Origin of the sequence: Streptomyces sp. A012304, assembly GCF_026008495.1 — a bacterium.
GTDB lineage: Bacteria > Actinomycetota > Actinomycetes > Streptomycetales > Streptomycetaceae > Streptomyces.
On record NZ_BQUN01000092.1, the window covers coordinates 64,098 to 89,915 of the forward strand.

28 protein-coding genes are annotated in these 25,818 nt (G+C 71.9%); 14 read left to right on the top strand and 14 right to left on the bottom strand.

Translation table 11 applies throughout. The features are described from left to right. Positions 1-76 precede the first annotated feature (76 nt). The gene (locus ALMP_RS19540; RefSeq protein WP_264930003.1) at positions 77-1,741 is read left to right on the top strand and encodes a threonine/serine exporter ThrE family protein; all 1,665 of its coding nucleotides are present in this window, start codon (positions 77-79) and stop codon (positions 1,739-1,741) included. A 45-nt stretch (positions 1,742-1,786) separates the two neighbouring features. Here ALMP_RS19540 and ALMP_RS19545 read toward each other — a convergent pair whose 3' ends face one another. After that, on the bottom strand, positions 1,787-2,674 hold the full coding sequence (locus tag ALMP_RS19545) for a DedA family protein (protein WP_264930005.1): 888 nt from the start codon (positions 2,672-2,674) through the stop codon (positions 1,787-1,789). 154 nt (positions 2,675-2,828) lie between these two features. On the opposite strand from ALMP_RS19545, the gene ALMP_RS19550 reads away from it, so the two are divergent. Then, the gene (locus tag ALMP_RS19550; protein WP_264930007.1) at positions 2,829-3,194 is read left to right on the top strand and encodes a YbjQ family protein; all 366 of its coding nucleotides are present in this window, start codon (positions 2,829-2,831) and stop codon (positions 3,192-3,194) included. An 18-nt stretch (positions 3,195-3,212) separates the two neighbouring features. Here ALMP_RS19550 and ALMP_RS19555 read toward each other — a convergent pair whose 3' ends face one another. From ALMP_RS19555 to ALMP_RS19580, 6 genes are all read right to left on the bottom strand, one after another. Continuing rightward, on the bottom strand, positions 3,213-3,974 hold the full coding sequence (locus tag ALMP_RS19555) for a MerR family transcriptional regulator (RefSeq protein ID WP_264930009.1): 762 nt from the start codon (positions 3,972-3,974) through the stop codon (positions 3,213-3,215). Between the two features lie 195 nt (positions 3,975-4,169). Further along, the gene (locus ALMP_RS19560; protein WP_264930011.1) at positions 4,170-4,931 is read right to left on the bottom strand and encodes an ABC transporter permease; all 762 of its coding nucleotides are present in this window, start codon (positions 4,929-4,931) and stop codon (positions 4,170-4,172) included. Continuing rightward, complete coding sequence (locus tag ALMP_RS19565; protein ID WP_264930013.1) at positions 4,928-5,884, bottom strand: ATP-binding cassette domain-containing protein; 957 nt, start codon at positions 5,882-5,884, stop codon at positions 4,928-4,930. Before ALMP_RS19565 ends, ALMP_RS19560 begins: the two co-directional genes overlap by 4 nt. Positions 5,885-5,965: 81 nt before the next feature. After that, positions 5,966-6,607 (bottom strand): PadR family transcriptional regulator, encoded by a 642-nt coding sequence (locus tag ALMP_RS19570; protein ID WP_264930015.1) that lies wholly within the window; start codon positions 6,605-6,607, stop codon positions 5,966-5,968. Positions 6,608-6,726: 119 nt separating this feature from the next. Continuing rightward, positions 6,727-8,187 (bottom strand): aldehyde dehydrogenase family protein, encoded by a 1,461-nt coding sequence (locus ALMP_RS19575; RefSeq protein WP_264930017.1) that lies wholly within the window; start codon positions 8,185-8,187, stop codon positions 6,727-6,729. A gap of 127 nt (positions 8,188-8,314) precedes the next feature. Then, positions 8,315-9,139 carry a helix-turn-helix transcriptional regulator gene (locus tag ALMP_RS19580; RefSeq protein WP_264930170.1) on the bottom strand — a complete coding sequence of 275 codons (825 nt, stop codon included), beginning with the start codon at positions 9,137-9,139 and terminating at the stop codon, positions 8,315-8,317. A gap of 375 nt (positions 9,140-9,514) precedes the next feature. On the opposite strand from ALMP_RS19580, the gene ALMP_RS19585 reads away from it, so the two are divergent. Beyond that, on the top strand, positions 9,515-10,000 hold the full coding sequence (locus ALMP_RS19585) for an ATP-binding protein (protein WP_264930019.1): 486 nt from the start codon (positions 9,515-9,517) through the stop codon (positions 9,998-10,000). Between the two features lie 94 nt (positions 10,001-10,094). Here the strand turns inward: ALMP_RS19585 and ALMP_RS19590 are convergent, their stop codons facing one another. From ALMP_RS19590 to rpmG, 5 genes are all read right to left on the bottom strand, one after another. After that, on the bottom strand, positions 10,095-10,355 hold the full coding sequence (locus ALMP_RS19590) for a DUF397 domain-containing protein (RefSeq protein WP_264930021.1): 261 nt from the start codon (positions 10,353-10,355) through the stop codon (positions 10,095-10,097). 638 nt (positions 10,356-10,993) lie between these two features. Continuing rightward, positions 10,994-11,227 (bottom strand): 30S ribosomal protein S18, encoded by a 234-nt coding sequence (rpsR, locus tag ALMP_RS19595; RefSeq protein WP_264930023.1) that lies wholly within the window; start codon positions 11,225-11,227, stop codon positions 10,994-10,996. Between the two features lie 4 nt (positions 11,228-11,231). After that, entirely contained in the window at positions 11,232-12,407 is a 1,176-nt protein-coding gene (locus ALMP_RS19600; protein WP_264930024.1) for a GTP-binding protein, read from the bottom strand. A 4-nt stretch (positions 12,408-12,411) separates the two neighbouring features. Continuing rightward, positions 12,412-12,660 (bottom strand): type B 50S ribosomal protein L31, encoded by a 249-nt coding sequence (locus ALMP_RS19605; RefSeq protein ID WP_264930026.1) that lies wholly within the window; start codon positions 12,658-12,660, stop codon positions 12,412-12,414. A 9-nt stretch (positions 12,661-12,669) separates the two neighbouring features. Further along, positions 12,670-12,834, bottom strand: a complete 165-nt coding sequence (gene rpmG, locus ALMP_RS19610) for a 50S ribosomal protein L33 (protein WP_003999141.1) — start codon at positions 12,832-12,834, stop codon at positions 12,670-12,672. Between the two features lie 62 nt (positions 12,835-12,896). Here rpmG and rpmB point away from each other — a divergent pair, with 62 nt between their 5' ends. The 4 genes from rpmB (at position 12,897) to ALMP_RS19630 (ending at position 14,915) form a co-directional block, all read left to right on the top strand. Beyond that, on the top strand, positions 12,897-13,133 hold the full coding sequence (gene rpmB / locus ALMP_RS19615) for a 50S ribosomal protein L28 (RefSeq protein ID WP_264930032.1): 237 nt from the start codon (positions 12,897-12,899) through the stop codon (positions 13,131-13,133). Then, a complete protein-coding gene (gene rpsN / locus ALMP_RS19620) occupies positions 13,133-13,438 on the top strand; it encodes a 30S ribosomal protein S14 (protein ID WP_264930035.1) in 306 nt (101 codons plus the stop codon). Before rpmB ends, rpsN begins: the two co-directional genes overlap by 1 nt. Before the next feature lie 277 nt (positions 13,439-13,715). Next, positions 13,716-14,261 carry a hypothetical protein gene (locus ALMP_RS19625; RefSeq protein ID WP_264930038.1) on the top strand — a complete coding sequence of 182 codons (546 nt, stop codon included), beginning with the start codon at positions 13,716-13,718 and terminating at the stop codon, positions 14,259-14,261. 93 nt (positions 14,262-14,354) lie between these two features. Then, positions 14,355-14,915: a DUF4232 domain-containing protein gene (locus tag ALMP_RS19630; RefSeq protein ID WP_264930040.1), complete on the top strand. Its 561-nt coding sequence runs from the start codon at positions 14,355-14,357 to the stop codon at positions 14,913-14,915. Between the two features lie 30 nt (positions 14,916-14,945). Here the strand turns inward: ALMP_RS19630 and ALMP_RS19635 are convergent, their stop codons facing one another. Continuing rightward, a complete protein-coding gene (locus tag ALMP_RS19635) occupies positions 14,946-16,088 on the bottom strand; it encodes a DUF2786 domain-containing protein (protein ID WP_264930042.1) in 1,143 nt (380 codons plus the stop codon). 98 nt (positions 16,089-16,186) lie between these two features. On the opposite strand from ALMP_RS19635, the gene ALMP_RS19640 reads away from it, so the two are divergent. The 7 genes from ALMP_RS19640 (at position 16,187) to ALMP_RS19670 (ending at position 25,359) form a co-directional block, all read left to right on the top strand. Next, the gene (locus ALMP_RS19640) at positions 16,187-16,939 is read left to right on the top strand and encodes a Clp protease N-terminal domain-containing protein (protein WP_264930044.1); all 753 of its coding nucleotides are present in this window, start codon (positions 16,187-16,189) and stop codon (positions 16,937-16,939) included. A 93-nt stretch (positions 16,940-17,032) separates the two neighbouring features. Then, positions 17,033-18,721, top strand: coding sequence for a bifunctional 3'-5' exonuclease/DNA polymerase (locus ALMP_RS19645; protein ID WP_264930046.1), 1,689 nt, complete (start codon positions 17,033-17,035; stop codon positions 18,719-18,721). A 166-nt stretch (positions 18,722-18,887) separates the two neighbouring features. Next, on the top strand, positions 18,888-21,272 hold the full coding sequence (locus ALMP_RS19650; RefSeq protein WP_264930048.1) for a SpoIIE family protein phosphatase: 2,385 nt from the start codon (positions 18,888-18,890) through the stop codon (positions 21,270-21,272). Positions 21,273-21,274: 2 nt separating this feature from the next. Next, entirely contained in the window at positions 21,275-22,285 is a 1,011-nt protein-coding gene (locus ALMP_RS19655) for a substrate-binding domain-containing protein (RefSeq protein ID WP_264930050.1), read from the top strand. An 85-nt stretch (positions 22,286-22,370) separates the two neighbouring features. Continuing rightward, a complete protein-coding gene (locus ALMP_RS19660; protein ID WP_264930052.1) occupies positions 22,371-23,609 on the top strand; it encodes a sugar ABC transporter substrate-binding protein in 1,239 nt (412 codons plus the stop codon). Beyond that, positions 23,606-24,532, top strand: coding sequence for a carbohydrate ABC transporter permease (locus ALMP_RS19665; protein WP_264930053.1), 927 nt, complete (start codon positions 23,606-23,608; stop codon positions 24,530-24,532). Before ALMP_RS19660 ends, ALMP_RS19665 begins: the two co-directional genes overlap by 4 nt. After that, the gene (locus tag ALMP_RS19670; RefSeq protein ID WP_264930055.1) at positions 24,529-25,359 is read left to right on the top strand and encodes a carbohydrate ABC transporter permease; all 831 of its coding nucleotides are present in this window, start codon (positions 24,529-24,531) and stop codon (positions 25,357-25,359) included. Before ALMP_RS19665 ends, ALMP_RS19670 begins: the two co-directional genes overlap by 4 nt. A gap of 27 nt (positions 25,360-25,386) precedes the next feature. Here ALMP_RS19670 and ALMP_RS19675 read toward each other — a convergent pair whose 3' ends face one another. Further along, entirely contained in the window at positions 25,387-25,797 is a 411-nt protein-coding gene (locus ALMP_RS19675) for a hypothetical protein (RefSeq protein ID WP_264930057.1), read from the bottom strand. Positions 25,798-25,818: the final 21 nt, after the last annotated feature.

The following is a 25,818-nucleotide window of genomic DNA, read 5'->3' on the forward strand; positions in this document are numbered from 1 at the left end:
TCCGTGTACGAGTCCGGGTGCGGGTATCCGCGCATACTGAGGCCGACGGAATGTGTCGTTCAGGGAGCGTTGCTCAGTGACGGAGGCGGAGGACCGCAAGCCGCGGTCGGACGAGGCGCGCGGCACGTTCGATCCCGAGGTCACCTCCGAGTTCGCGATTCCCGCGGGGCTGGCGGTCCCGAGGGCGGGGGGCGAGTCGGAGACCACGTCGGAGTTCGCGGTTCCGGTGGGGCTGGACGCGCCGCAGCCGGTGTCGGCGGAGCCGGAGGGATCGGCGTTCACACCGCCCCGTACGTACAGCGCCCGGCGTGCGCCCACCGCGTTCACGCCCGCCGAGGGCTTTCCGGTGGTCAGCCTCACCAAGGACGTGCCCTGGCAGGACCGGATGCGCACGATGCTGCGGATGCCGGTGGCCGAGCGGCCCGCGCCGGAGCGGGTGGTGAAGGCGGAGGAGGAGGAGGGTCCGGCCGTCCCGCGCGTGCTCGACCTGACGCTGCGTATCGGCGAGTTGCTGCTGGCGGGCGGGGAGGGTGCCGAGGACGTGGAGGCCGCGATGTTCGCGGTCTGCCGGTCCTACGGGCTCGACCGCTGCGAGCCGAACGTCACCTTCACCCTGTTGTCGATCTCCTACCAGCCGTCGCTGGTGGAGGATCCGGTGTCGGCGTCGCGGACCGTGCGGCGGCGGGGGACGGACTACACGCGGCTGGCGGCGGTCTTCCAGCTCGTCGACGATCTCAGCGACCCGGAGTCGCACATATCCCTGGAGGAGGCCTACCGGCGGCTCGCGGAGATACGCCGCAACCGGCACCCGTACGCGACCTGGGTGCTGACTTCCGCGAGCGGGCTGCTCGCGGCGGCGGCCTCGGTGCTGGTCGGCGGTGACGCGATCGTGTTCGTGGCGGCCGCGATCGGCGCGATGCTCGGTGACCGGCTGGCGTGGCTGTGCGCGGGGCGCGGGCTGCCGGAGTTCTACCAGTTCCTGGTGGCGGCGATGCCGCCGGCCGCGATCGGGGTGGCGTTGACGCTGACGCACGTCGACGTGGCGGCGGCGGCGGTCATCACCGGTGGGCTGTTCGCGCTGCTGCCCGGGCGGGCCCTGGTGGCGGGCGTCCAGGACGGTCTGACGGGTTTCTACATCACCGCGGCGGCCCGGCTGCTGGAGGTCATGTACTTCTTCGTGGGCATCGTCGTCGGGGTGCTGGTGATGCTCTATCTCGGTGTGCAACTGGGCGCGCACCTCAACCCCGACGCGGCCCTCGGCAGCGCAGAGCGGCCGCTGGTGCAGATCGGCGCGTCGATGCTGCTGTCGCTGACCTTCGCGGTCCTGCTCCAGCAGGAACGATCCACCGTGCTGGCGGTGACGCTCAACGGCGGTGTCGCCTGGTCGGTGTACGGCGCGATGCACTACGCGGGCGGTATCTCACCGGTCGCCTCCACCGCCGTCGCGGCCGGGGTCGTCGGACTGTTCGGGCAGTTGCTGTCGCGGTACCGGTTCGTGTCGGCGCTGCCGTACACCACGGCGGCGATCGGGCCGCTGCTGCCGGGGTCGGCCACCTATTTCGGGCTGCTGGCGATCGCTCAGAACGAGGTGGACACGGGGTTGACCCATCTCACCAAGGCCGCGGCGCTGGCGATGGCCATCGCCATCGGGGTGAACCTGGGGTCGGAGGTGTCGCGGTTGTTCCTGCGGATCGGGTCCCCCGAGAAGCGGCGTGCCGCCAAACGGACGCGGGGTTTCTGAGCCCCCCGCGTCCCTTCCCTGCCTTCGGCTCCCGCGGAGCTGGGCCTAGTAGCCCTGGTTGTAGGGGTACTGGCCGTTCTGGTGCTGGGGTTCCTGCCAGCCCTGGGGGTACTGCTGCTGCGGCTGCTGCGGCGGGTACTGCTGCTGGGGGTACTGCTGGCCGTAGGACTCGTGCTGGTAGCCGTTCCGGTACTCGTCCTGGCCGTGGCCGCCGTAGGGCTCGTGCTGGTCGATGCGGCGGAGCTGGGTGGTGGCGTCGTCCATCAGCTGGGGCTGGGGCTCGGCGGCCGCCGCGGGCTGCTCGGCCGCCGCGCGCTTCTTCTTCCCACGCTCGCGCAGGAACTCGACGATGATCGGGACGACGGAGACGAAGACGATGAGGATGAGGATCGCCTCGACGTTCGTCTTGATGAACTCGATCTGGCCGAGCCAGTAACCCGCGACCGTGACGCCGGTGCCCCAGGCGATGCCGCCGATGACGTTGTACGCCAGGAACGTGCGGTACTTCATGCTGCCGGCGCCCGCCACGATGGGCGCGAACGTCCGGACGATCGGCACGAAGCGGGCGAGGACGATCGCCTTGGGCCCGTACTTCTCCATGAACTCGTGGGCCTTCTCCAGGTTCTCCTGCTTGAAGAGCTTGGAGTTGGGCCGGTTGAAGAGCCGGGGGCCGAGGAACTTGCCGATCATGTAGCCCACTTGGTCCCCGATGACGGCGGCGATCACGATCAGCGTGCAGACCAGCCACAGGGGCTGGCTGATGTACTGGCCCTCGGCCACGAAGAGGCCCGCCGTGAACAGCAGGGAGTCGCCGGGGAGGAAGGCGAAGAGACCGGACTCGGCGAAGACGATCAGCAGGATGCCGGGGAGGCTGAAGGTCTCGATCAGGTAGTCCGGGCTGAGCCACTCGGGGCCTAGCGCAAGCGTGGTCACGGGATGTGGCTCCTGCTGTGGGGTGACGGGCTGGGGGGTGGCCGCCCAACGGGCTGGGTCTGGCTGCCCAAACGTATCAACGCTGACGGCCCCGCCCAGGTTCCATGGGCGTTCCCAGGATGCACTGTGCCCGTCCTTGGGCAAACCTGTGAGCATGGGCATCGAGGACTACGGCGGCGGGCAGGGCCCCCAGCCGGACGTACTGGTCGTCACCACGAACGACGTACCCGGATACCGGGTGCAGCAGGTCATCGGCGAGGTCTTCGGGCTGACGGTGCGCTCGCGGCACATCGGCAGCCAGATCGGCGCGGGCCTGAAGTCGATGATCGGCGGTGAGCTGAAAGGGCTCACCAAGACGCTCGTCGAGACCCGCAACCAGGCCATGGAACGCCTCATCGAGCAGGCACGCGCGCGTGGCGCCAACGGCGTGCTGATGTTCCGCTTCGACGTGACGGAGGCCGCGGACGTGGGCACCGAGGTGTGCGCGTACGGCACGGCCGTGGTCCTGACCCGGGAGTGAGGCTCCCGGGTCGGGAGGTCAGCCGGTACGGCGGGCGGCGTTGGCGACGATCGCCTCCTTGAGGTGCTCGGCGAGGCCCGGACGCATGGCGTCGTAGAACGCCTTGAAGCGCTCGTCGGCGACGTACATCTCGCCCAGGCCCTGGTGCAGCTCGTAGGAGCACTCGTAGAACCAGCCGCAGATGTGCTGCCGGTGCTCCTCGGCCATGTCCATGGCCGCCTCGCCGGTCGAGGGCTCGCCGGCGGCCATCAGGGCGCTGTAGCGCTCGCTCCAGTCGGCCACCTCGGCCTGCATGCGTGTCCAGTCCTCCTTGGTGTAGCTCGCGGCCCGGCGCTGTGACTCGGCGTAGGCCTCGGTGCCGCCCCAGCGCCGCTCGGCCTCCTCGGCGTACTGTTCGGGGTCCTTGTCGCCGAAGACCTCGAAGCGTTCCTCGGGGGTGAGATCGATGCCCATCGTGCGTGCCTCCATGGCGTGTTCCACGGCCGCGGCCATCTTCTGCAGCTTCTCGATCCGGGCGGTCAGCAGCTGGTGCTGGCGGCGCAGGTGCTCGCGCGGGTCCGCGTCCGGGTCGTCGAGCAGGGCGGCGACCTCGTCGAGCGGGAAGCCGAGCTCCCGGTAGAACAGGATCTGCTGCAGCCGGTCGAGGTCGGCGTCGCTGTAGCGCCGGTGGCCCGCGGGGCTGCGCTCGCTCGGGACGAGCAGGCCGATGTCGTCGTAGTGGTGCAGGGTGCGCACCGTGACTCCGGCGAAGCCGGCGACCTGTCCGACGGAGTAGCTCACTTCGTCCGCTCCTTCTTATCGGTACGCGCTCCACAGTGGGTCCTCACGTCACGTGAGGTGCAAGCCTGTTCCACCCCCGGACGCGCTCGTGACTGACCTTCCGGGCCGGAATGCCCTGAATACCGAGAGCCGCTGAGGCTCTGGGCGACGGGCACTGACGACGACTCCGGTGGGGGCGGCCACCGCCTTCCACCGCTAACGGCTCAGTCGCCCGAACCGGCGTACCGCCAGCGGGAAGAAGACCGCCAGCAGTGCCAGCGGCCACAGGACCGCCGGCCACACGTGCCCCGGTTCCCCTCCGGGGGCGCCGAACAGGTCGCGCACCGCCGTCGCCGTATGGGACATCGGGTTCCACTCGACGACCGTGGCGAGCCATTGCGGCATGGAGCCGGGTGCGGCGAAGGCGTTGGAGAGGAAGCCGACCGGCCAGACCAGGATCTGGACGGCCTGGATCATCTCCGGCTTGCCGGCGACCAGCGCCAGATGGATGCCGATCCAGAGCATCGCGAAGCGGAACAGCAGCAGCAGGCCGACGGCGCCCAGGAAGGCGCCCGCGCCGCCGTGGGCGCGCCAGCCGAGCGCGCAGCTCACACCGATCAGCACGGCCAGGCCCAGCACCGACTGGAGCATGTCGGCCACCGAGCGGCCCACCAGGACCGCCCCGTCGGCCATCGGCAGCGACCGGAAGCGGTCGACGACCCCCTTGTCGAGGTCCTGGGTGACGGCGAGCATCGTGCCCTCCAGGCCGAAGGCCATGGTGAGCGCGAGCATTCCGGGGACCAGGTACGCGAGGTAATCGCCGCTCACCCCGCGCCCGCCGCCGACCAGGTAGCCGAACATCAGCAGCAGCATCACCGGGAAGACCAGCCCGACGACCAGCCGGCCGGGCTGCCGCGCCCAGTGGGCGAGTTCGCGCCGGGTCATGGTCCAGGAATCGGTCAGCGCGTAGGTGCTCACACGGCCTCCTTCGTACGGTCGTCCTGCCCGGTCAGGTGCAGGAACACCTCGTCCAGCGTGGGGCGGCGCAGGGCCACGTCCTCGGCCTCGACGCCGGCCTCCTCCAGGGCGCGCACCACGGCGGAGAGCGCGGCCATGCGGTCGGTGACGGGGGCGCTGAGCAGACGGCGGTCGCGGTCGACCCTGATGTCGTCCTTGGCCACGGGCAGCAGCGCGAGGGCGGCGCCCAGGTGGCGCTCGTCGCGCAGCACGACGTCGATGCGGTCGCCGCCGGTGAGCGCCTTCAGTTCGTCCGCCGTCCCCTCGGCGATCACCCGGCCCCGGTCGACGACCGAGATGCGGTGGGCGAGCTGGTCGGCCTCCTCCAGGTACTGGGTGGTCAGCACGACCGTCGTGCCGCCGCCGACCAGTGAGCGGACGGCGGACCACACCTCGGCGCGTCCGCGCGGGTCGAGGCCGGTCGTGGGCTCGTCCAGGAAGAGCACCTGCGGGTCGGTGATCAGGGAGGCGGCCAGGTCGAGCCGGCGCCGCATGCCGCCGCTGTAGGAGCGCACGGGCTTGCGGCCGGTGTCGGTGAGGTCGAAGCGCTCCAGGAGTTCGTCGGCGCGCACGCGCGCGTGGCGGGCGCCCAGGTGGTGGAGGCGGCCGAACATCTCCAGGTTCTGGCGGCCGCCCAGCCCCTCGTCGAGCGCCGCGTGCTGGCCGAGCAGGCCGATGCGCAGGCGGACCTCACGGGCCTGGCGCACCACGTCGTGCCCGGCCACCTCGACGCGGCCGCCGTCCGGGCGCAGCAGCGTGGACAGGATCCTGACCAGGGTGGTCTTGCCGGCGCCGTTCGGCCCGAGCACCGCGTGCACGGTGCCCCGGGTGACCTCCAGGTCCAGCCCGTCCAGGGCCTGGGTGTCGCCGTACCTCTTGCGTACGTTCTCGACGGTGATCGCCGCGTCTGCCATGTCGCTCCCCCGACTCCTCTATTAGTCAAACTTGACTACACGCTCCAAGGTAATCCCCGTAACTCGACTCGTCAAACTTGATTAGTGGGCGTCCTGCGGATGTGGTTCATCCGTCGCGTAGGGGTTCTCCTCGTCGTCCGCGAGGATCCCGACGAACGGTTCGCCCTCGCCGGCGAAGGTGTAGGAGCCGCCCTCAATCCGGCCGATCAGCCCATGGGTCCACGCGGCCTCGGCGTCGGCGGTGTGGATCCAGAGGTTCATGATCTCGCCGATGTGCCCGAGCTGCTCCGGGCCCTGCTCGGGCACATAGTGCTCGGTCACGGCCCCGCGCCACTCCTCGATGCGGCGGATCCGCTCCTTCAGCAGCGCCACCGCCTCGGCGCGCGGCAGGTCCACCATGAAGCCGATCGCCGCCGACTTCATGTCCATCTTCTGGTCGTAGGAGGTCAGCGCCTCGCGCAGCAGCCGGAGGTACTCCTCGGTGCCGCGCTCGGTGATCTCGTACTCGGTGCGGGGCGGGCCGCCGGCGGTGGACGGTGCGACCTCGTGCGCGTGCAGCAGTCCCTGCTTGGCCATCTGCTTCAGGGCGTGATAGATCGAGCCCGGCTTGGCGGTGGACCACTCGTGGGCACCCCAGTACTCCAGGTCGTTGCGCACCTGGTAGCCATGGGCCCGCCCGTGCTGACGGACGGCGCCGAGCACGAGGAGACGGATCGCTGACATGCCGTCCAGCCTAGGCGGTGTCGTGTGGATCTTGCCGCCGGTCGCGGGCCGGAAGGCACCGTGCCGCGGAGCCGGCGACCGGTCCGCGCGGCCTCACCCCGGCGTCGCGGCCCGCCCGGTCAGAACGGGAAGCCGCCGCGGCCGTGCTGGACCGAGATCCACTTCGTGGTGGTGAAGGCCTCCAGGGTGCTCTCGCCGTTCAGGCGGCCGAGCCCGGAGTTCTTCTCGCCGCCGAAGGGGACGATCGGCTCGTCGTGCACGGTGGCGTCGTTGACGTGGAACATCCCGGTGTCGATCCGCCGGGCGAAGGCGACGCCCCGCTCGACGTCGGCGGTGTGGACCGCGCCGCTCAGACCGTACGGGGTGTCGTTGACGAGGCGGACGGCCTCCTCCTCGTCGTCGAAGGTGGAGAGGAAGACGACCGGGCCGAAGACCTCCTGCCGCAGCAGCGGGGAGTCGGCGGGTACGCCGGTCAGGACGGACGGCTCGACGAGGTTCTCCCGGGTCTCGCCGAGCACCAGGGCGGTCGCGCCCTCGGCCAGGGCCCGCGTGACGATGCTTGAGACGGCCTCCGCCTGCGAGGAGTTGATCAGCGGGCCGATGACGGTCCGCGGGTCGCGCGGGTCGCCGGCCTTCAGCGTGCGCACCTTGGCGACGAACTTCTCGGTGAACTCCTCCGCGACCGACCGGTCGACCAGCACGCGGTTGGCGGCCATGCAGACCTGGCCCTGGTGGACGAAACGGCTGAAGACGGCCGCGTCGACGGCGTGGTCGAGGTCGGCGTCGTCGAGGACGACGAGCGCGCTGTTGCCGCCCAGTTCCAGGACGGAGCGCTTGAAGTGCGCGGCACAGACGGTGGCGACGTGGCGGCCGACCTGGTCGGAGCCGGTGAAGGAGATGACCCGCGGGACGGGGTGCTCCAGGAAGGCGTCGTTGATCTCCGCGATGTCGGTGACGACGACGTTCAGCACGCCGCGGGGCAGGCCCGCGTCCTCGAAGAGCTTGGCGATCAGGGTGCCGCCGGCGATCGGGGTGTCCTGGTGCGGCTTGAGCACCACGCCGTTGCCCAGCGCCAGGGCCGGGGCGACCGACTTCAGGGCCAGCAGGAAGGGCACGTTGAAGGGGCTGATGACGCCGACGACACCCACCGGGACCCGGTAGACACGGTTCTCCTTGCCGTCGATCGGCGAGGGGAGGATCTGGCCCTCGGGGCTCAGCGTCAGGCGTATCGCCTCACGCAGGAACTCCTTGGCTATGCCGAGCTCGAAGGCCGCCTTGCCCAAGGTCCCGCCCAGCTCGTCGACCAGGACCTCGCTGATCTCCCGCTCGCGCTCCTCGACCAGCCGCAGCACCCGCTCGAGTACCGCGCGACGGGCGTAGGCGTTGGTGGCGGCCCACTCCTTCTGGGCGCGGGCGGCGGCGCGGTATGCCTGATCGATCTCGTCGACCGTGGCGATGGTGATCGAGGCGAGCTTCTCGCCGTTGTAGGGGTTGAAGTCGATGACGTCCCAGGAACCTGTCCCCGGACGCCACTCGCCGTCGATGTACTGCTGGGCCAGGTCGGTGAAGTAGGACGGCATGTGATCCCTCAATCCCCTGAAGCGGGCGTTCGGCGCGGAACCCGATCGACGTCACGCTCTGATCACACGTCATCGTACGTGTGACGCATGGGAGTTGGGGTACGTACTGACGGCCTTGGGGAAAACCCTACGAGAGCTGGAGGAGCCCGCGCAGCAGGTCCCGGCTCTCGTCCGGCCCGGGGCTGTCCTGCTGGAGCTCCTTCAGGGCCTGCTCGTACTGGGCGACGTCCTCGCGTTTGTCCAGATAGAGGGCGCTGGTGAGCTGCTCCAGATAGACGACGTCCGACAGGTCGGACTCCGGGAAGCTCAGGATGGTGAAGGCGCCGGACTCCCCGGAGTGCCCGCCGAGGCCGAACGGCACGACCTGAAGCCGTACGTTGGGACGTTCGGAGATGTCGATCAGGTGCTGGAGCTGCCCGCGCATGACCACGCGGTCGCCGTACGGCCGGCGCAGCGCCGCCTCGTCGAGGACGATGTGGACCTCGGGGGCGTTCTCGGCGACGAGGCACTTCTGCCGCTCCAGGCGCAGCGCCACGCGCCGGTCGATGTCCTCCGCGCTCGCGCCCCTCATGCCGCGCTCCACCACGGCGTGCGCGTACGCCTCCGTCTGGAGCAGCCCGTGCACGAACTGCACCTCGTACGCCCGGATCAGTGAGGCCGCGCCCTCCAACCCGACGTAGGTGGGGAACCAGTTGGGCAGCACGTCCGAGTAACTGTGCCACCAGCCCGCCACGTTTGCCTCCCGGGCCAGGGAGACCAGTGCCTGGCGCTCGGACTCGTCCGTGACGCCGTAGAGCGTCAGCAGGTCTTCGACGTCCCGTGTCTTGAAGCTCACCCGGCCCAGCTCCATGCGGCTGATCTTCGACTCCGAGGCGCGGATCGAGTACCCCGCCGCTTCGCGCGTGATGCCGCGCGCCTCACGCAGTCGCCGTAGTTGCGAGCCGAGCAGCATGCGTCGCACCACCGATCCGGGCTCTCCCGCGCTCACGTTCGCCAGCCTCCCCAACCGTCCTCAGGGCCCGCAGTCTGCCACTAAAACACTTCGAGCAGTACTCGTCCGATTACACAGACGGAAAGAAGCCAAAGGATACGCGCGGATCGGCGCGGGGGAAGAGTGAGGAGAAAGCAAGGGAACTGCCTCTGAACGGCGAGAAGATGGCGGAAAAAATGGCCAAGAAGCGGTACGGGCGGGTCCAATTCGGTCACGTGCACGTGCATCTGCCCTTGCATCTGCTCTGCGCATCGGAAACCATGGTCCCGCGCCACCGCTGCATCGCAACGACCGCGAATCCCGGGAGTGCCTCGCATGGGGACGAATGGATCGACCATGCTCGAGCCGTTACGGCAGGGCCCTCCGCCGCTTGATCCCGCGGCCGCGTCCAACGCCGCGTCCTGCGCACTGCCCGCCCGCTTCGAAGCGGTGCGCGAGGCACGGCAGTTCACCCGCAGAACCCTGGACCAGTGGGACGTCGGCGACCGCTTCGACGACATCTGTCTGGTCGTCTCGGAACTGGTGACCAACGCACTGCGGCACGGACTGCCGACGGACGTCGGCCCGCACGCGGCCGGTGAACAGCATCCCCCCGTGCGGCTGCACCTGATGCGGTGGGCCGAGCGGCTGGTGTGCGCGGTGCGCGACCCCAGCCGGGACTGCCCGCTGCCGCGCGAGGCGGACGACTTCTCCGCGGAGTCGGGCCGCGGCCTGCTCCTCGTCGACTCCTTCGCCGACGGCTGGGGCTGGCACCCGCTCGCCGGCAGCCTGGGCGGCAAGGTCGTCTGGGCGCTGTTCCGGCTGCGCACGGCGGCCGAATGACGAACCGCGGCGCCTTTCGGCGCCGCGGCTCTACGCGCATTGCGACCCCTTGTGCACCCATTTCTCCGGCGTGCCGCCCCGGAGAAGCCGGAGGTCAGCTCGCGATCAGGTGGTCGAACTCGCCGTCCTTGACGCCCAGCAGCATGGCCTCGATCTCGGCCCGCGTGTACACGAGCGCCGGACCGTCCGGGAAGCGTGAGTTGCGCACGGCGACATCCCCACCGGGCAGCCGTGCGAACTCGACGCAATTCCCCTGCGAGTTGCTGTAGCGGCTCTTCTGCCAGGCAACCCCGTGCAGCTGCGTGGCCGTCATGCCGTTGTACACGTCGTACCCCCCGTCAACGTCGTGGTCCACAGGTCGCTCCCTGGTGGTGCACTGGCTGGTGTGGCTATTGATGCCGTTGTCAACTGTCCCGGATCATAGCCCTGTTCACGTGCAGCTGCATGGGCAGATGCACGTGCACGCGGGGTGCTGGCGTGGTTACAGCTTCGACCCCCGCTCGACCGGGTCCGGGCGGTTTTCACCGGACCTTCGCGCGACTTGTGCACAGAAAGAGACGCGTCGGGACGGCTTCGTGTTCCGTCCACTCGGACACGGTTCGGACTACGGGACGCGACCGTCGCCGACGAGGTCGACCGGAATCCGTCCCCCCGATCGGACGCCCACGGTCCGCTCGGCGCGGCGGACGGCCCTCCGCCCGGCCCGGGCCGCCACCGTTCCGCCGCCGGCGGCCCCGGCCCCGTGCCCCCGTTCCCGCCGTGAACAGGCCGGGCCCGCCCACGCCGGCCCCTCGCCGGCCGGGGCGGCACAACGCGATCGCCCCTGTGGACGACGCGGGGGTCGTCCACAGGGGCGAGGGTCGGCCGGGCCGTGCGCGGCAGCCGGCCGTACGGCGTTCGACGGGGGCCGTCCGGAGCGGCGCGCCGCGCGGAGCGGACGGCCGCCGTGGCGCGCCTCCCGCGAACGGCGGTCCGCCGGTCGCGGTACGGCGATCAGCGGCTGCTGTACGGCAGCAGCGCCATCTCCCGGGCGTTCTTGATCGCGCGGGCCAGCTGCCGCTGCTGCTGGGCGGAGACCCGGGTGACCCGGCGGCTGCGGATCTTGCCGCGATCGGAGATGAACTTCCGCAGCAGGTCGGTGTCCTTGTAGTCGATGTAGACGATCCCGGCCTGGTCGAGGGGGTTGGGGCGGTTCTTGGCGGGCTTGCGCTCGGTCTTGCGGGGCATGGGCTCAGACCTCCAGGAGGGTGTCGAAGGCGGGGGGCAGCCGCTTCCAGGCGTCGTGGCCGGCGGCGTACTCGGCGTCGGTGAGCAGGCAGGACTCCAGCAGCCGTTCCAGGCCGTCCCGGTCGAGGCCGGGGGAGGTGAAGACCAGGTGCTGGCAGCGGTCGCCGTGCTCGGGGTGCCAGTCGAGGGCGGCGGCGGCGCGGCGCACGGGCGGGACCATCTCCCAGGCCGCGTCCGGCAGGGAGGCGAGCCAGGGGCCGGCCGACTCCACGCACAGGGCTCCGCCGGCCGCGTCCCAGTGCAGCAGCGTGTCCGCCTTGTCGGCGAGCCAGAAGCGGCCCCGGCTGCGGGCGGCGGCGCAGGTCAGGTCCTCCAGCGCCGCGTACAGCCGCTCCGGGTGGAAGGGGCGGCGGCGGTGCCAGACGAGGGTGCTGACGCCGTGCGCGTCGGCCTCGGCGGGCAGCAGGGCGCAGGCCGGGTGCTGGGCGGCGGCGGCCGCCTCCACGTCGAAGCCGGCGAGGACGGCGGCCGCGAGTGGGGTACGGGCGGGCGGGAAGGAGGTGCCCGCCGGGTCCCACGGGTGGCCGCCCGGGACGGGGACCCGACGGGCCGTCGGATGCAGCTGGGCCAGCAGCTCGCGGTCCTCGTCGTCGGCCTCCGGGGAGTCGACGACGGCGAGGACCGGGGCGTACTCCAGCTGGCGCGCGAAGGTGTCGGCGACGGTGCGCTGGTCGGTGGCGGCCGCGGCGAGGCCCGCCTCGGCGAGGTCGTCGCCGTTGCCGAGGCAGGGCAGCAGCAGCGCGGGGTCGACGGCGGTGACGACACCGGTGACGGTGAGGCCGCCGGCGACGACCACCTCCGCCATCGCCTTGGGCTCGACGGAGTCCCACAGCTCGACGACCGCGAGCCGGGTCGTGCCGTCGTCGGCGAGGCGGAGCAGCTCGGGCACGAGGTCCTCGCGCAGGGCGCAGCAGGCGCAGTCGTTGACGAGCGGGGCCTCGCCGGTGTCGCGGACGCCGTGGGCGTCGCGGACCGTGCGCACGACCGTGCCCTCGGCGGCCGTCGACAGGTCGTGGTGGAGGACGACGCTGCCGGGGACGTCGGCGAGCAGCCGGGCGACGGTCGCCCTGCGGGCGTCGGCGTGCAGGCCCGCGACGATGACGACGGGGAGGTCGGCCACCGGGTCAGCCCTGCTTCCCGTACCGGCGCTCGAAGCGCTCGACGCGGCCGGCCGTGTCCAGGACGCGGGCGGTGCCGGTGTAGAAGGGGTGGCTGACGTTCGAGATCTCGACGTCGACGACCGGGTAGGTGTTGCCGTCCTCCCACTCGATCGTCTTCTCGCTCGTCATCGTCGAGCGGGTGAGGAAGGCGTAGTTCGCGGCGCGGTCACGGAAGACGACGGGACCGTAGGCCGGGTGGATTCCCTTGCGCATGGCGGTTCCTCAGCGCTCCTCTCGGAAGTCGACGTGCCGGCCGACGACGGGGTCGTACTTGCGCAGGGTCATGCGATCCGGGTCGTTGCGGCGGTTCTTGCGGGTGACGTACGTGTAGCCGGTGCCCGCGGTGGAGCGGAGCTTGATGACCGGGCGCAGTTCGTTGCGAGCCATGCTGCTATCTTACTGAAAATGAATTCCATTAACAGCAGCGATCGAGGAGAGGTACGTCACCCGTGTCCGCGCACTGCATGCTGACCGGAGCCCAGCCGGGCTTCGGCAACCGCATCTCCCACTCCCACCGGCGCACGTCCCGCCGCTTCGACCCCAACATCCAGTCCAAGCGCTACTGGCTGCCGAGCGAGGGCCGGTACGTCCGGCTGCGGCTGAGCGCGAAGGGGATCAAGACCGTGGACGCGATCGGCGTCGAGGCGGCCGTGGCCCGGATCCGGGCGCGGGGGGTGCGGGTCTGATGGCGAAGAAGAGCAAGATCGCGAAGAACGAGAAGCGGCAGGAGATCGTCGCGCGGTACGCGGCGCGGCGGGCCGAACTGAAGGAGATCATCCGCCGCCCGTCCACCACGGAGGCGGAACGGCTCGCCGCCCAGCGGGAGCTGCGCCGGCAGCCGCGTGACGCGAGCGCGACACGCGTGCGCAACCGCGACCAGGTGGACGGGCGGCCGCGCGGATACTTCCGGGCGTTCGGACTGTCCCGGGTGAGCCTGCGGGAACAGGCGCACGCGGGGTATCTGCCGGGGGTGCGGAAGGGGTCTTGGTAGGGGCGAGCCCCAGGGGCCGGCCCGGGGCCGGCCCGGGCCGGCCCCGGGGCCGACCCGGGCCGCCGCGCACGGTGCCGAGGAGGGCCGACTCCTGGTGCCCGGAGCCCGTGGGTGGTGGAGGCGCATCCCAAGGCGAGGCGGGCCGGCTCTTGGTGCCGGGTGGGGGCCCGCGCGTACGGCGGAGCCGCGTCCGAAGCCGAGGCGGGTCGGGTCGGCTCGGGGGCTGGTAGCTTGCTGCGGTCCGCAGGGTCGTTCGAGTGACGCTAGGGAGCTTGCAGTGACTTCGGTGTTCTTCTCGCGGTCCTCGGCGGTCTCGCGGGGCGTGCGGGGTGCGGTCGTGGCCGGTGCGGTCGCGGGCGCTCTCGTCCTGAGCGGGTGCAGTGACGACGGAGGGTCCGACGACGGCGCCCCGGCGACGCCGAGCGGGGCCACGTCCGACGCGGACGGCGGGAGCCCGTCCGGCTCCGCCTCCGCTTCCCCGTCCGGTTCCGCGTCCGCGTCCGCCTCCGGTGAGCTGGAGGGCAGCTGGCTGGGCACGACGGACGGCAAGGCCGTCGCGCTGGTCGTCACCGGCGAGCAGGCCGCCCTCTTCGCGACCGGCGGGACCGTGTGCAGCGGGACCGCCGGTGAGGAGGAGGGCATGCGGATGATCCACCTCAAGTGCACGCGCGGAAAGAACGAGCGCACGACCGGCATGGTCGACTCCGTCGACGCGAACTCCCTGAAGGTCACCTGGGAGGGCGGGGTCGGGCAGGAGACGTTCACCAAGGCGGAGGGCGGACAGTGGCCGTCGGGGCTGCCCACGGCCGGGCTGGGGTCGTAACCCAACGCCGAATGGGGCAGGGGCGCGCAACGGTTCGGGGTGCTGGTGCGTGATGATCCTTCGAGCACCGTCACGTCGTCCAAGGGACCATTCATGCGCGCCGTTCCGATCACCGTCACCGCTCTCGCCGCCGCCCTGCTCCTGACCGCCTGCGGCGGTGGGGACAGCAGTTCCTCCGGCGGCTCCTCCAAGGGCTCCTCCAAGGGCTCCTCGAAGGGCAAGAACAGCGACGGCAAGGCCTCCGCCTCGGCCTGCGACCTGGGCGTGGAGGTCGGCCCGGTCAACGCCGCCCCGGCCGCCGGGGACACCGGCAACGTCACCGTCACGCTCACCAACAAGGGCGCGCAGTGCACCCTCGACGGCTTCCCGACGGTGGAGTTCCAGGCCGGAGACACCACCGTCGCCGTACCGCGGGACGAAGCCGCCGAGGCACCGAAGGTGACCCTCGCCGAGCAGGGCACCACCTCCTTCACGATCACCTATGTGCGCGGCGAGGACGGCGGCGACAAGGGCCTCGCCGTGACGACGGTGAAGTACGGCCTGCCGGGCGCCTCGGCCGACGAGAGCTTCCCCTGGTCCTACGGCGCGGTGGCGCTGAAGGGCGAGGACGCGCCGGACGCCTCGGTCAGCGGCTTCCAGCAGGCCGGCGACTGATCCCGCGCCGTACGTATCTCCCGCCTCGGTCTAGCCGGGCCGGGGCAGTCGGGGCCGGGAGTCCAGGCGGGCGCGGTCCGCGGCCTCGGCGCCCTCGGTCCAGCCCGCCTCGTCGGTGACGCCGCGCAGGCGGGTGGTGACCGTCTCGGGGAACATCCGGTCCGTCGCCGCCGTGACCGCGACCTCGCGGGAGGCGAGGACCGGCAGCAGGTCGTCGGTCACCTGGGTCTCGGCGGCGGCCGTGAGGCGGGTGCCCACACGGTGGGCGTAGGCGGCCAGAAAGGACTGCCGGAAGGTCTTGGTCCGCTTGCGGCCGCCGGCGCGCTGCGCGGCCTCCGCCTTCGTCATCGCGGACTGGGCCTGCACGAGGAGCGAGGTGTAGAGCAGCTCCACCGCCTCCAGGTCGGCTTCGAAACCGACGACCGTGGAGAAGCAGAATGGTTCGTTCCACACCGCCCGGCAGTGGTTCGCTGCGGCGACCGCGTCCAGCAGCACCGCCTTGGCCTGCTCGTACGGCGGCTCCACGCCGATCCGGCAGGCGCCGGGCGTGTCCGGGGTCGGCGCCTGCGCGTCGAGCAGCGCCTCGTCGACGCTGTGCCGGGCCATCAGCTCCTGCGCCTTCGCGGTGAGCGCCTCCGCCTCCTCCGGGAACCCCGTCGCCTCCGCCTTGGCGAGCAGGGCGCGGATGCGGGTGAGCATGCGGGAGTGGGCCCCGGCGGCCGTCCTGCGGTGGGCGGCGGCTTCCTGGAGGGGCTCCAGGGCGGGCAGGCGCAGCAGCAGCCGGTACAGCTCCAGCACCGTCGTGGCGTACGAGAAGCGGTCGGTGCGGGCCGCGGCGACCGCGGGGTCGGCGGCCGTGGCGGCCAGTTCCTCCAGCTGGGCCGCCCAGCGGCGGCCCCGCGCCCGGTCGTGCGGCGCCTGGGCGCGGATCAGCGCGGCGGCGAGGCCCACATGGACGTCGTCCAGCTCGCGCCGCACCATCCGGACGACGTCCGCGGGCTGCCAGCCGCGCCGCCAGAGCGTCGCCACGAACTCCTGCCCGCGCCGCGCGAGGTCGGCGTCCGCGGCGGGATCGGCGGCGAGGAGGGAGGCGCCCGTGTCGAGGGCGGTGTCGCCGGTGGCGTAGAGGGCGGCCTCGAAGGCGCGGTCGACGGTGGTGGGCGTCCTGCTCATCCGGTGATGGTGTCACGCGCGCGCCGCAGCTCCCCCAACCCCTTCGAGGTGACAACCTCGGGTTGACACCCTGGGGGCTGTCAACCTACGGTTGACACATGACGATGCGATCCGAACCCAGTGCGTCCGTCCGCCTCGACGACCTCATCGACGCGATCAAGAAGGTGCACCCCGAGCCCCTCGACCAGCTCCAGGACGCGGTCATCGCCGCCGAGCACCTCGGTGACGTGGCCGACCACCTCATCGGCCACTTCGTGGACCAGGCCCGCCGTTCCGGCGCCTCCTGGACGGACATCGGCCGCAGCATGGGCGTGACCCGGCAGGCGGCGCAGAAGAGGTTCGTGCCGAAGGAGTCGGCCGACCTCGACCCGAGCCAGGGCTTCAGCCGGTACACCCCGCGCGCGCGGAACGTCGTCATGGCCGCCCACGCCGAATCGAAGACGGCCGGCAACTCCGAGGGACTGCCCGTCCACCTGGTCCTCGGCCTGCTCGCCGAGCCGGAGGGCATCGCGGCGAAGGCCCTCGCCGAACAGGGCGTCACCCCGGAGGCGGTCCGCGAGGCCGCGACGGCCGCGCTGCCGCCCGCCGCCGAGGAGGTGCCCGAGCTCATCCCCTACGGCTCGGACGCCAAGAAGGTCCTGGAACTCACCTTCCGCGAGGCCCTGCGCCTCGGCCACAACTACATCGGCACCGAGCACATCCTCCTGGCCCTGCTGGAGTTCGAGCACGGCGAAGGGGTGCTCAGCGGGCTCGGCGTCGACAAGACACGGGTCGAGCTGTACGTGCAGACGGCGCTGGCGGAGATGCTGAAGGCTCGGGAGGAGCAGGGGGAGGAGCAGCGGGAGGACTGAGCGGCTCGGGCGGCGGGGCGTGCTCCGGCGCCGGCGGCGCCGTGGGGCTCGCGGGTGGGGCCCGTTGTCAGACCCCCCTGCCACACTCGCGGCATGGCCGAACGATGGGCGCTCGCTCCGGTCGAGGGTGGTGGCGTGGAGCTCGCCGCCCTCGGTCCCGACGGGCTGCCCGCCGGGCCGGTGGTGCGGGAGCCGGACCTGGTGGCGGCGGTGCGGGCGCGGCCCCGGGTCGGCCGGTGGGTCTGGCGTTCGACGGCCGAGGTGTATCCGCGTCTGCTCGCCGCGGGGGTGCGAGTGGATCGGTGCTACGACGTCGAGGACGCCGAGACCCTCCTCCTGGGTCACGAGGGGAGGTACGGCGAGCCCCGGTCGGCCGCCGCCGCCCTGGCCCGGCTGCGCGGCGGCCCCGTGCCGCCGGACCCGCCGCAGCGCTCCGCCGCGCCCGGCGCCCAGTCCTCACTGTTCGAACCGGAGGACGCCGGGCTGCCGCTGGCGGACCTCCTCGCCGTCTACGCCGAGCAGCAGCGGCGGCACGACCGGGCGGAGCACCCGGAGCGGATGCGGCTGCTGACGGCGGCGGAGTCGGCGGGGATGCTGGTGGCCGCCGAGATGAACCGGGCCGGGCTGCCGTGGAGCGCCGAGGTGCACCGCCAGGTGCTGCACGACCTGCTGGGCGAGCGGTACGCGGGCGGCGGTGAGCCCCGGCGGCTGGCCGAGCTGGCGGACGAGGTGTCGGCGGCGTTCGGGCGGCGGGTGCGGCCGGACCTGCCCGCGGACGTGATCAAGGCCTTCGCGCAGGCCGGGATCCGGATCAGGTCCACGCGGCGCTGGGAGATCGAGTCGCTGGACCATCCGGCGGTGAAACCGCTGATCGAGTACAAGAAGCTGTACCGCGTCTGGGTGGCGCACGGCTGGTCCTGGCTCCAGGACTGGGTGCGCGAGGGGCGGTTCCGGCCGGAGTTCCTCGCGGGCGGGACGGTCACCGGGCGCTGGGTGACCAACGGCGGGGGCGCGTTGCAGATCCCCAAGGTGATCCGGCGGGCCGTGGTCGCCGATCCGGGCTGGCGGCTGGTCGTCGCCGACGCCGACCAGATGGAACCGCGCGTGCTGGCGGCGATCTCCCGCGACCCGGGGCTGATGGAGGTGGCGGGCCGCGAGAGCGACCTGTACCAGTCCGTCTCCGACCGGGCCTTCTCCGGCGACCGCGACCAGGCCAAGCTCGCGGTGCTCGGCGCGGTCTACGGCCAGACCTCCGGCGACGGGCTGAAGAACCTCGCCGCGCTGCGCCGCCGCTTCCCGCGCGCGGTGGCGTACGTCGACGAGGCGGCGCGGGCCGGCGAGGAGGGGCGGCTCGTGCGGACCTGGCTGGGGCGCACCTGCCCGCCCGCGGTCCGGGCGACGGAGGACCCGGCGGAGGAGGCGGGCATTCCCACGGGGGACGAGGAAGCGGCCGACACCCCGCAGTGGGTGGCCGGATACGCCTCCTCCGACGCCCGCGCGCGGGGCCGCTTCACCCGCAACTTCGTCGTCCAGGGCAGCGCCGCCGACTGGACGCTGCTGCTGCTCGCCGCGCTGCGCCGGGCCTGCGCGGACCTGGCGGCCGAGCTGGTGTTCTTCCAGCACGACGAGGTGATCGTGCACTGCCCGAAGGAGGAGGCGGAGACGGTCGTCGCCGCGATCCGGGAGGCGTCCGACCTGGCCGGGCGGCTGACGTTCGGGCAGACGCCGGTGCGGTTCCCGTTCACCACGGCGGTGGTGGAGTGCTACGCCGACGCCAAGTGACGGCCTGCGGGGCGCCCACCAGTCGGTGATCCGGCCACACTGTATGTGCGGTACTGGCCCGACTTGTCCGTTCCCCGTGCAGCGCGCACGCTGAGGACAGTGGAGGGCGTCATGACCCGCCGCGTCATGACCCGCCCGTGTGAAACAGGCAGGGATTCGACCAGGAATGGACACCAGCAGGCCGGTTTCCGCAGAAGAACCCCGTCACTCGGCGCATCCGGGCGATGCCGCCACGGCCACCGTCAGTCCGCGCGGCATCGTCACGGGATGGAGCGAGGGCGCTCGGCGGCTGCTGGGGTACCGGGCCTCGGAGGTGGTGGGGCGCGCGGCGGTGGCGCTGCTCGACGCCACGGGCGTCCCGCGCGCGGCCGGGTTCGTCCCGGTGGGTTCACAGGAGTGGAGCGGGGCGACGGCCCTGCGCCACCGGGACGGTCACCGCGTCGAGCTGGTCCTGCGCTCCTCCCCCGTGCTGGACGGCGACGACGAGACGCTGGGGTTCGTGGTGACCGCCACCCCGGGGCACGACTTGAGGATGGTGGAGTGGGCCTACGCGCAGTCCTCCGTCGCGATGTCCACCTTCACCACCGAGACCGGCCGCTGGTGGCCGAACCCCGCCGCCGGCGACGGGGACGGATCACCGTATCCGGACGTGCTGGACGGCGAGGGCGAGTTCCTGCGGCACGTCCGGCTGGTCGCCGAGCAGGCCGTGCCGATGCGGTACGAGTACTGGGCGCCGGGGCCCTCCCCCTCCCGGGAGCAGGCCTGGATCATCGAGATGTGGCCCGTGCGGGATCCCGGCACGGACCGGGTGTGCGGCGTCGGCACGGCCGCGTTCGACAGCAGCGAGCAGCACTGGGCCCGCCGGCGGCTGGCCCTGCTGAACGAGGCGGGCGCCCGGATCGGCACCACCCTGAACGTGGAGCGCACCGCCCAGGAGCTGGCCGATCTGGCGGTGCCGGGGCTCGCCGACTTCGTCAGCGTGGATTTGCTGGACTCCGTGACCCGCGGGGAGGAACCGGCCGCGGGCCCGGTCGGCACGGACGTGGTGCTGCGGCGGGTCGCGCACCAGTCCGCCGCGCCCGGGGTGCCGGAGGCGGCCGTCGCGCTCGGCGCCGTCGACACCTACCCCGGGTTCTCGCCGCCCGCGCGCTGTCTGTCCACCGGGCGGCCGGTGCTCAGCGGGGAGGACGACCCGGACTTCGTGCGGTGGATCTCCGGCCACGAGGCCAGAAGCGCGACGGTACGCACCTACGGCTTCCACTCGATCATGGCGGTTCCGCTGCGGGCCCGCGGGGTCACGCTCGGCGTGGCGGTGTTCGCCCGCGGCAGCTCCTCGGGCCGCTTCGAGCAGGACGACCTGATCCTGGCCGAGGAGCTGTCGGGCCGGGCGGCCGTCGGCGTCGACAACGCCCGCCGCTACACCCGGGAGCACACCAACGCCCTCACCCTCCAGCACAGCCTGCTGCCGCACGGGCTGCCCCGGCAGGTGGCCGTCGAGGTCGCCTACCGCTATCTGCCGGCCGGTTCGGGGGCCGGTGTGGGCGGTGACTGGTTCGACGTGGTGCCCCTGTCCGGGACTCGGGTCGCGCTGGTCGTCGGAGACGTCGTCGGACACGGCCTGCACGCATCCGCCACCATGGGGCGGCTGCGGACGGCGGTGCGCACCCTCGCCGACGTCGACCTGCCGCCGGACGAGCTGCTCACCCACCTGGACGACCTGGTCACCCATCTGACCTACGACGACGAGAGCGTCCCCGGCGGGATGCCGTCCGCCGGGGAGATCGGCGCGACCTGCCTGTACGCCGTCTACGACCCGGTCTCCCGGGTGTGCACCATCGCCAGCGCGGGCCACCCGCCGCCGGCCGTGCTGTACCCCGACGGCAGGGTCACCGTGGTGCGGCTCTCCCCGGGGCCGCTGCTCGGCGTCGGCGGCCTGCCCTTCGAGGCCACCGAGGTGGAGCTGCCGGAGGGCAGCCTGCTCGCCTTCTACACCGACGGCCTGGTCGAGGCCCGCGACCACGACATCGGACTGGGCCTGGACCGGCTGTGCCGCGCCCTCGCCACGCCCGTCCCCTCCCTGGACGTGACCTGCGAGGCCGTCCTGAAGGCGCTGCTGCCCGACACCCCCGACGACGACGTGGCCCTCCTGCTGGCCCGTACCCGCGCGCTGCACACCGACCAGGTCGCCGCCTGGTCGCTGCCCGCCGACCCGGCGATCGTCGCCGACGCCCGCGCCCAGGCCTCCCGCCAGCTGGCCGTGTGGGGGCTCCAGGAGGCGGCGTTCGTCACCGAGCTGGTGGTGAGCGAGCTGGTCACCAACGCCATCCGCTACGGCGAGGTGCCCATCGGCCTGCGGCTGATCCGCGACCGGACCCTGATCTGCGAGGTGTCCGACGCCAGCAGCACCGCCCCCCACCTGCGCCGCGCCCGCACCTACGACGAAGGAGGCCGCGGTCTGCACATGGTCGCCCAGCTCACCCAGGGCTGGGGCACCCGTCAGACCTCCACCGGCAAGACCATCTGGGCCGAGCAACCCCTACCGACCGGCTGACGATGACGACCCCACGACAGACCCCGGAGCCGGAGAACGAGCCTCGCGCTCGCGGGGAGACGGACGGGCCGCCGACGGGCGACGCCGCCCCCGCTCCCACGGGCACGCACACCCTCGGCCTGGTCTATCCGCCGGCCGGCGCGGGCGGCGACTACACCGGCATGCAGCTCGCCTTCATCGGCGGGGTGGCCGAGTCCGCCGCCGGCTACGACCACGACCTGCTGCTCTCCCCCGCCAACCGGGCGGCGGACGCCTCCTTCCGGCGGATGGTCGACGACGGGCGGGTCGACGGGGTGATCGTGATGGAGATCCGGCTGGAGGACGACCGGGTGGAGTACCTCGTCCGGCGCCGCTTCCCCTTCGTCACGATCGGGCGCAACAGCCGGGCCGAGGAGACCAGCTGGGTCGATCTGGACTTCGCGGCCCTGGCGCGCGGCTGTGTGTACCACCTGGCCGACCTCGGACACCGCAGGATCGCCTTCGTCAACCGGTCGGAGCAGCTGTTCGACAGCGGTTACGGCTTCGCGCGCCTGGGCCTGGAGGGTTACACCAAGGCCATGGCGGAGCAGGTGCTCACCCCGCGCGCCTACCTCTGCGGGGACGACGTCGCCGCGGGCGAGACGGTCCTGGAGCGGATCCTGCTGGACGACCCGGCGACCACCTCCCTCGTCACCATGAACGAGGCGGCGCTGGAGGGCCTGTACCGGGGGCTGACGCGGCACGGCCGCAGTGTGCCCCGCGACTTCTCCGTCGTCGGCGTCGCGGCCGGCCGCTGGGCGGAACAGGTGAATCCGCAGCTGACCGCGGCGGAGATCCCCGCGAAGGAGATGAGCCGGACGGCCGTCGACCTGATGATGCGCCGCCTGACCTCGCCCGGCTCCTCCCCGAGGCACGTCCTGCTGAAGCCGCTGATCTCGCTGCGGGAGAGCACCGGACCCTGCCGACCGGTGCCGGGTTCCGAGCCAGAGACCGAATTCCCGGATATACCTGACTTTCCGGACTCTGATTTCTGAGGGACTGTCCTTGCCGAGGCACTGTCCGCACTCGGATCTCCGAGCCCACCGTCCCGTCCCCGTGCGCCACCCCTGGGAGCAGACCATGTCCTACGCCGTCGACCGCCGTGGCTTCCTGCGCGTGGCGGGCGCGGGGGCGGCCGCCCTCGGTCTCGGACCGGCCCTGGCCTCCTGCGGCTCGAACCAGCAGAGCGGCACCGTCACCCTCACCTGGTGGGACTACTTCACCCTGGACAACTTCCAGCCCGCCTTCGCACGCCTGATCAGCGACATCGAGTCCAACGTCGACGTGCGGATCGAGCGGCGCACCTTCCCCTTCGCGGACCTGGAGCGGCAGCTCACCCTGGGCGCGGTCTCCGGCGACCTGCCGGACATCGCGATCGTCGACAACGTCTCCATGAACTCCCTCGGCGGCAGCGGACTGCTGGCCGATCTCACCGAGCGGGTCGAGGAGTGGGGACAGGCGGACAAGTACTACGAGGGACCATGGGCCGGCTGCCAGGTCGACGGCAGGACCCTCGGCCTGCCCAACAACAGCAACTGCCTCGCGCTCTACTACAACGCCGGCCTGCTCGACGCCGAAGGCGTGCGGCCGCCCACCACCTGGGACGAACTGGCCGCCGCGGCGCAGCGGCTGACCAGCGGCAACCGGTTCGGCCTGGCGCTGAGCGCGATCCGCACCGAGGAGGGCGTGTTCCAGTTCCTGCCGTTCCTGTGGCAGGCCGGAGGCGACCTGAACACCTTCGCCACCCACGGCGCGACCGCGCTGTCCTTCCTCGACGACCTCGTCGCCAAGGGCTCGCTGTCCGAGCAGTGCGTGGGCTGGACCCAGCAGGACGTCAACACGCGTTTCCTCACCCAGCGGGCCGCCATGCAGATCAACGGCCCGTGGCAGCTGCCCACCATCCGCCCGTCGAACGTGGAGTACGGCGTCGTCGCGCTGCCCCGGGACAAGGAGGCCGCGACCTGCCTGGGCGGGGAGAACTGGGTGGTGATGGAGAGCAGCCAGAACCAGGACAAGGCATGGGAGGTCCTGGAGTACGCCCAGCGGCCGTCGGTGCTGGTGCCGTACCTGGTGGCGCTCGGCAACCTGCCCGCCCGCAAGGACCTGGCGAGCGCCGGCACCTGGGCGTCCGACCCGGCCCTGCGGCTGTTCCTCAGCCAGCTGCCGCTGGCCCGCCCGCGCCAGTACGGCCCGCGCTACGCCGACGCCTCGACGGCCATCGCGGAGGCCGAGCAGGCGGTCCTCACCGGTACGGCCGCCCCCTCGGCCGCGGCGCGATCCGCCGCCGCGAAGATCGACAAGGCGCTGGAGGGCAGGTGAGGCCACGCCTTGCCACCCGACCTCGCTCCGACCTCACCCTCTCCGCCCGCCGCCGACGGGCCGGCTGTCTCTTCTCCCTGCCCGGCCTGGTCTTCCTCGGTCTCTTCCTGGCCTATCCCCTGCTCTACACGGTGTGGACGTCCGTCCATGACGTGGGTCTGCGCCAGCTCCTCGGTGACGGCGCGCCCTTCAACGGCCTCGCCAACTACCGGGCCACCGTCTCCGACCCCGACTTCTGGCACGCCGTACGCCTCACGGCGGTGTTCACGCTGGGCTCGCTGCTCTTCCAGTTCGTCATCGGCTTCGCCCTGGCCCTGCTGTTCGTCCGCCCGTTCCCGCTGAACGGGCTGCTGCGCTCGCTGGTGCTGCTGGCCTGGCTGCTGCCCCCGGTGGTCAGCGGCACCCTCTTCCGCTGGATGCTGGACGAGATCGGCGTCTACAACGCCCTGCTGCGCGGGATGGGCCTGGGCACCCTCACCAACGACTGGCTCACCGACCCGAGCACGGCCCTCGGTGGGGTGGTCTTCGCCAACGTCTGGGTGGGCGTGCCCTTCAACATGCTGCTGCTCCTGGTGGGCCTGCACACCATCGACCCGCAGCTGCACGAGGCCGCCGCGCTCGACGGCGCGGGCGCCTGGCAACGGTTCCGCTGGATCACCCTGCCGTTGATGCGGCCAATCTCGGTGACGGTGCTGCTGCTGGGCCTCGTCTACACCTTCAAGGTCTTCGACGTGATCTTCGTGATGACGGGCGGCGGGCCGGTCGACGCCACCAGCGTCCTGTCGCTCTACGTGTACGAGGTGTTCTTCCGGTTCTTCCGCTTCGGCGAGGGCGCCGCCGCCGGCCTGCTGCTGCTGCTCGTACCGCTGCTGGTCGGTGTGCTGTACGTGCTGCGGCTGCGGCGGGAGGGGGAAGCGGCGTGAGGAGCCCGAGGGGCTGGCCGCTCACCGCGTTCGCCGCGCTGGTCACCGGCGCGTTCCTGCTGCCGGTCTACTGGATGGTCAACACCAGCCTCACCGACGCCGACCGCACGCTGGTCGAGGACGCCCGCTGGATCCCCGCCCCGGTCACCACCGAGAACTACACGACCGCGCTCGCCGACGACGCCCTGCCGCGCGCCCTGCTGAACAGCCTGGTCATCTCCTGCGGAGTGGTGGCGCTCACCCTGCTGCTGGGCGTGCCCCTCGCCTACGCGCTCGCCCGGATCCGGATGCGCGGCTCCGGCACCATGGTCCTCGCGCTGCTGGTCGCGCAGCTGCCGCCCAGCATCGTGCTGGCGGCGCCGCTGTTCATCCTCGAACGCCGGGCCAATCTCGACGACACCCATCTGGGGCTGATCGCCGCCGACACCACCCTCACGCTGCCGTTCGCGGTGATCGTGCTGCGCCCGGTGCTGCGGACCATCCCGAGGGAGCTGGAGGAGGCGGCCCTGGTCGACGGCTGCGGACCGGTGGGCGTGCTGCTGCGGGTGATCCTGCCGGTGATGCTGCCCGGGGTGGCCGCGGTGGCCGGGCTGTCCTTCCTGATCGGCTGGGGCGAGTTCGTCTTCGGCCTCACCCTCGGCGCCGACCCCGGCGTCCAGCCCGTCACCGTCCTGCTCAACGCCTTCGTCGGCCAGCACGGCACCGCCTGGGGAGCCCTGATGGCCACCGCCACCCTGGTCTGCGTCCCGGTCGTCTGCGTCTTCGCGCTCTTCCAGCGCTTCGCCGTGACCGGCCTGTACACGGCGAGAACCCCGGACCGACGGTGATCGGTCCGGGGTTCCCGGGTGCGGGGGTCAGGCCCCCTGGGGCCAGCGGCGTCGTACGTCCTCGCGGACCGCTCGCAGGAACTCGGCCGGAGGCCGGTACCCGTGGTCCAGGACGTAGTGGGTGATCAGGTTCGGGGCGACGTAGAGAGTGCCGTCGTCGGAGCGGACTCTGATCTCCGCGCTTCCCAGCGCGTATTTCGAGTCGAATCTCTCCGACCAGGCGTACTGCAACTCCGGCTTTCCGCAGAAGGTGCAGTAGTGCCACCCACGACTCTGCTCCTCCAGCAGATGCCCCAGATCGGCCAGGTTCTCCAGGTCCTCGATCTCCACATCACCCTGCGGGAAATCATGGCCTTTCATGAGCCAGCCGATGGTCATTCCCTCCGGTGGGGAGTAGTAGTCGTAGTCGTAGAGACTGAAATCCGGGTAGTACGGCACTCTCTCGCTCGATTCTCGAAC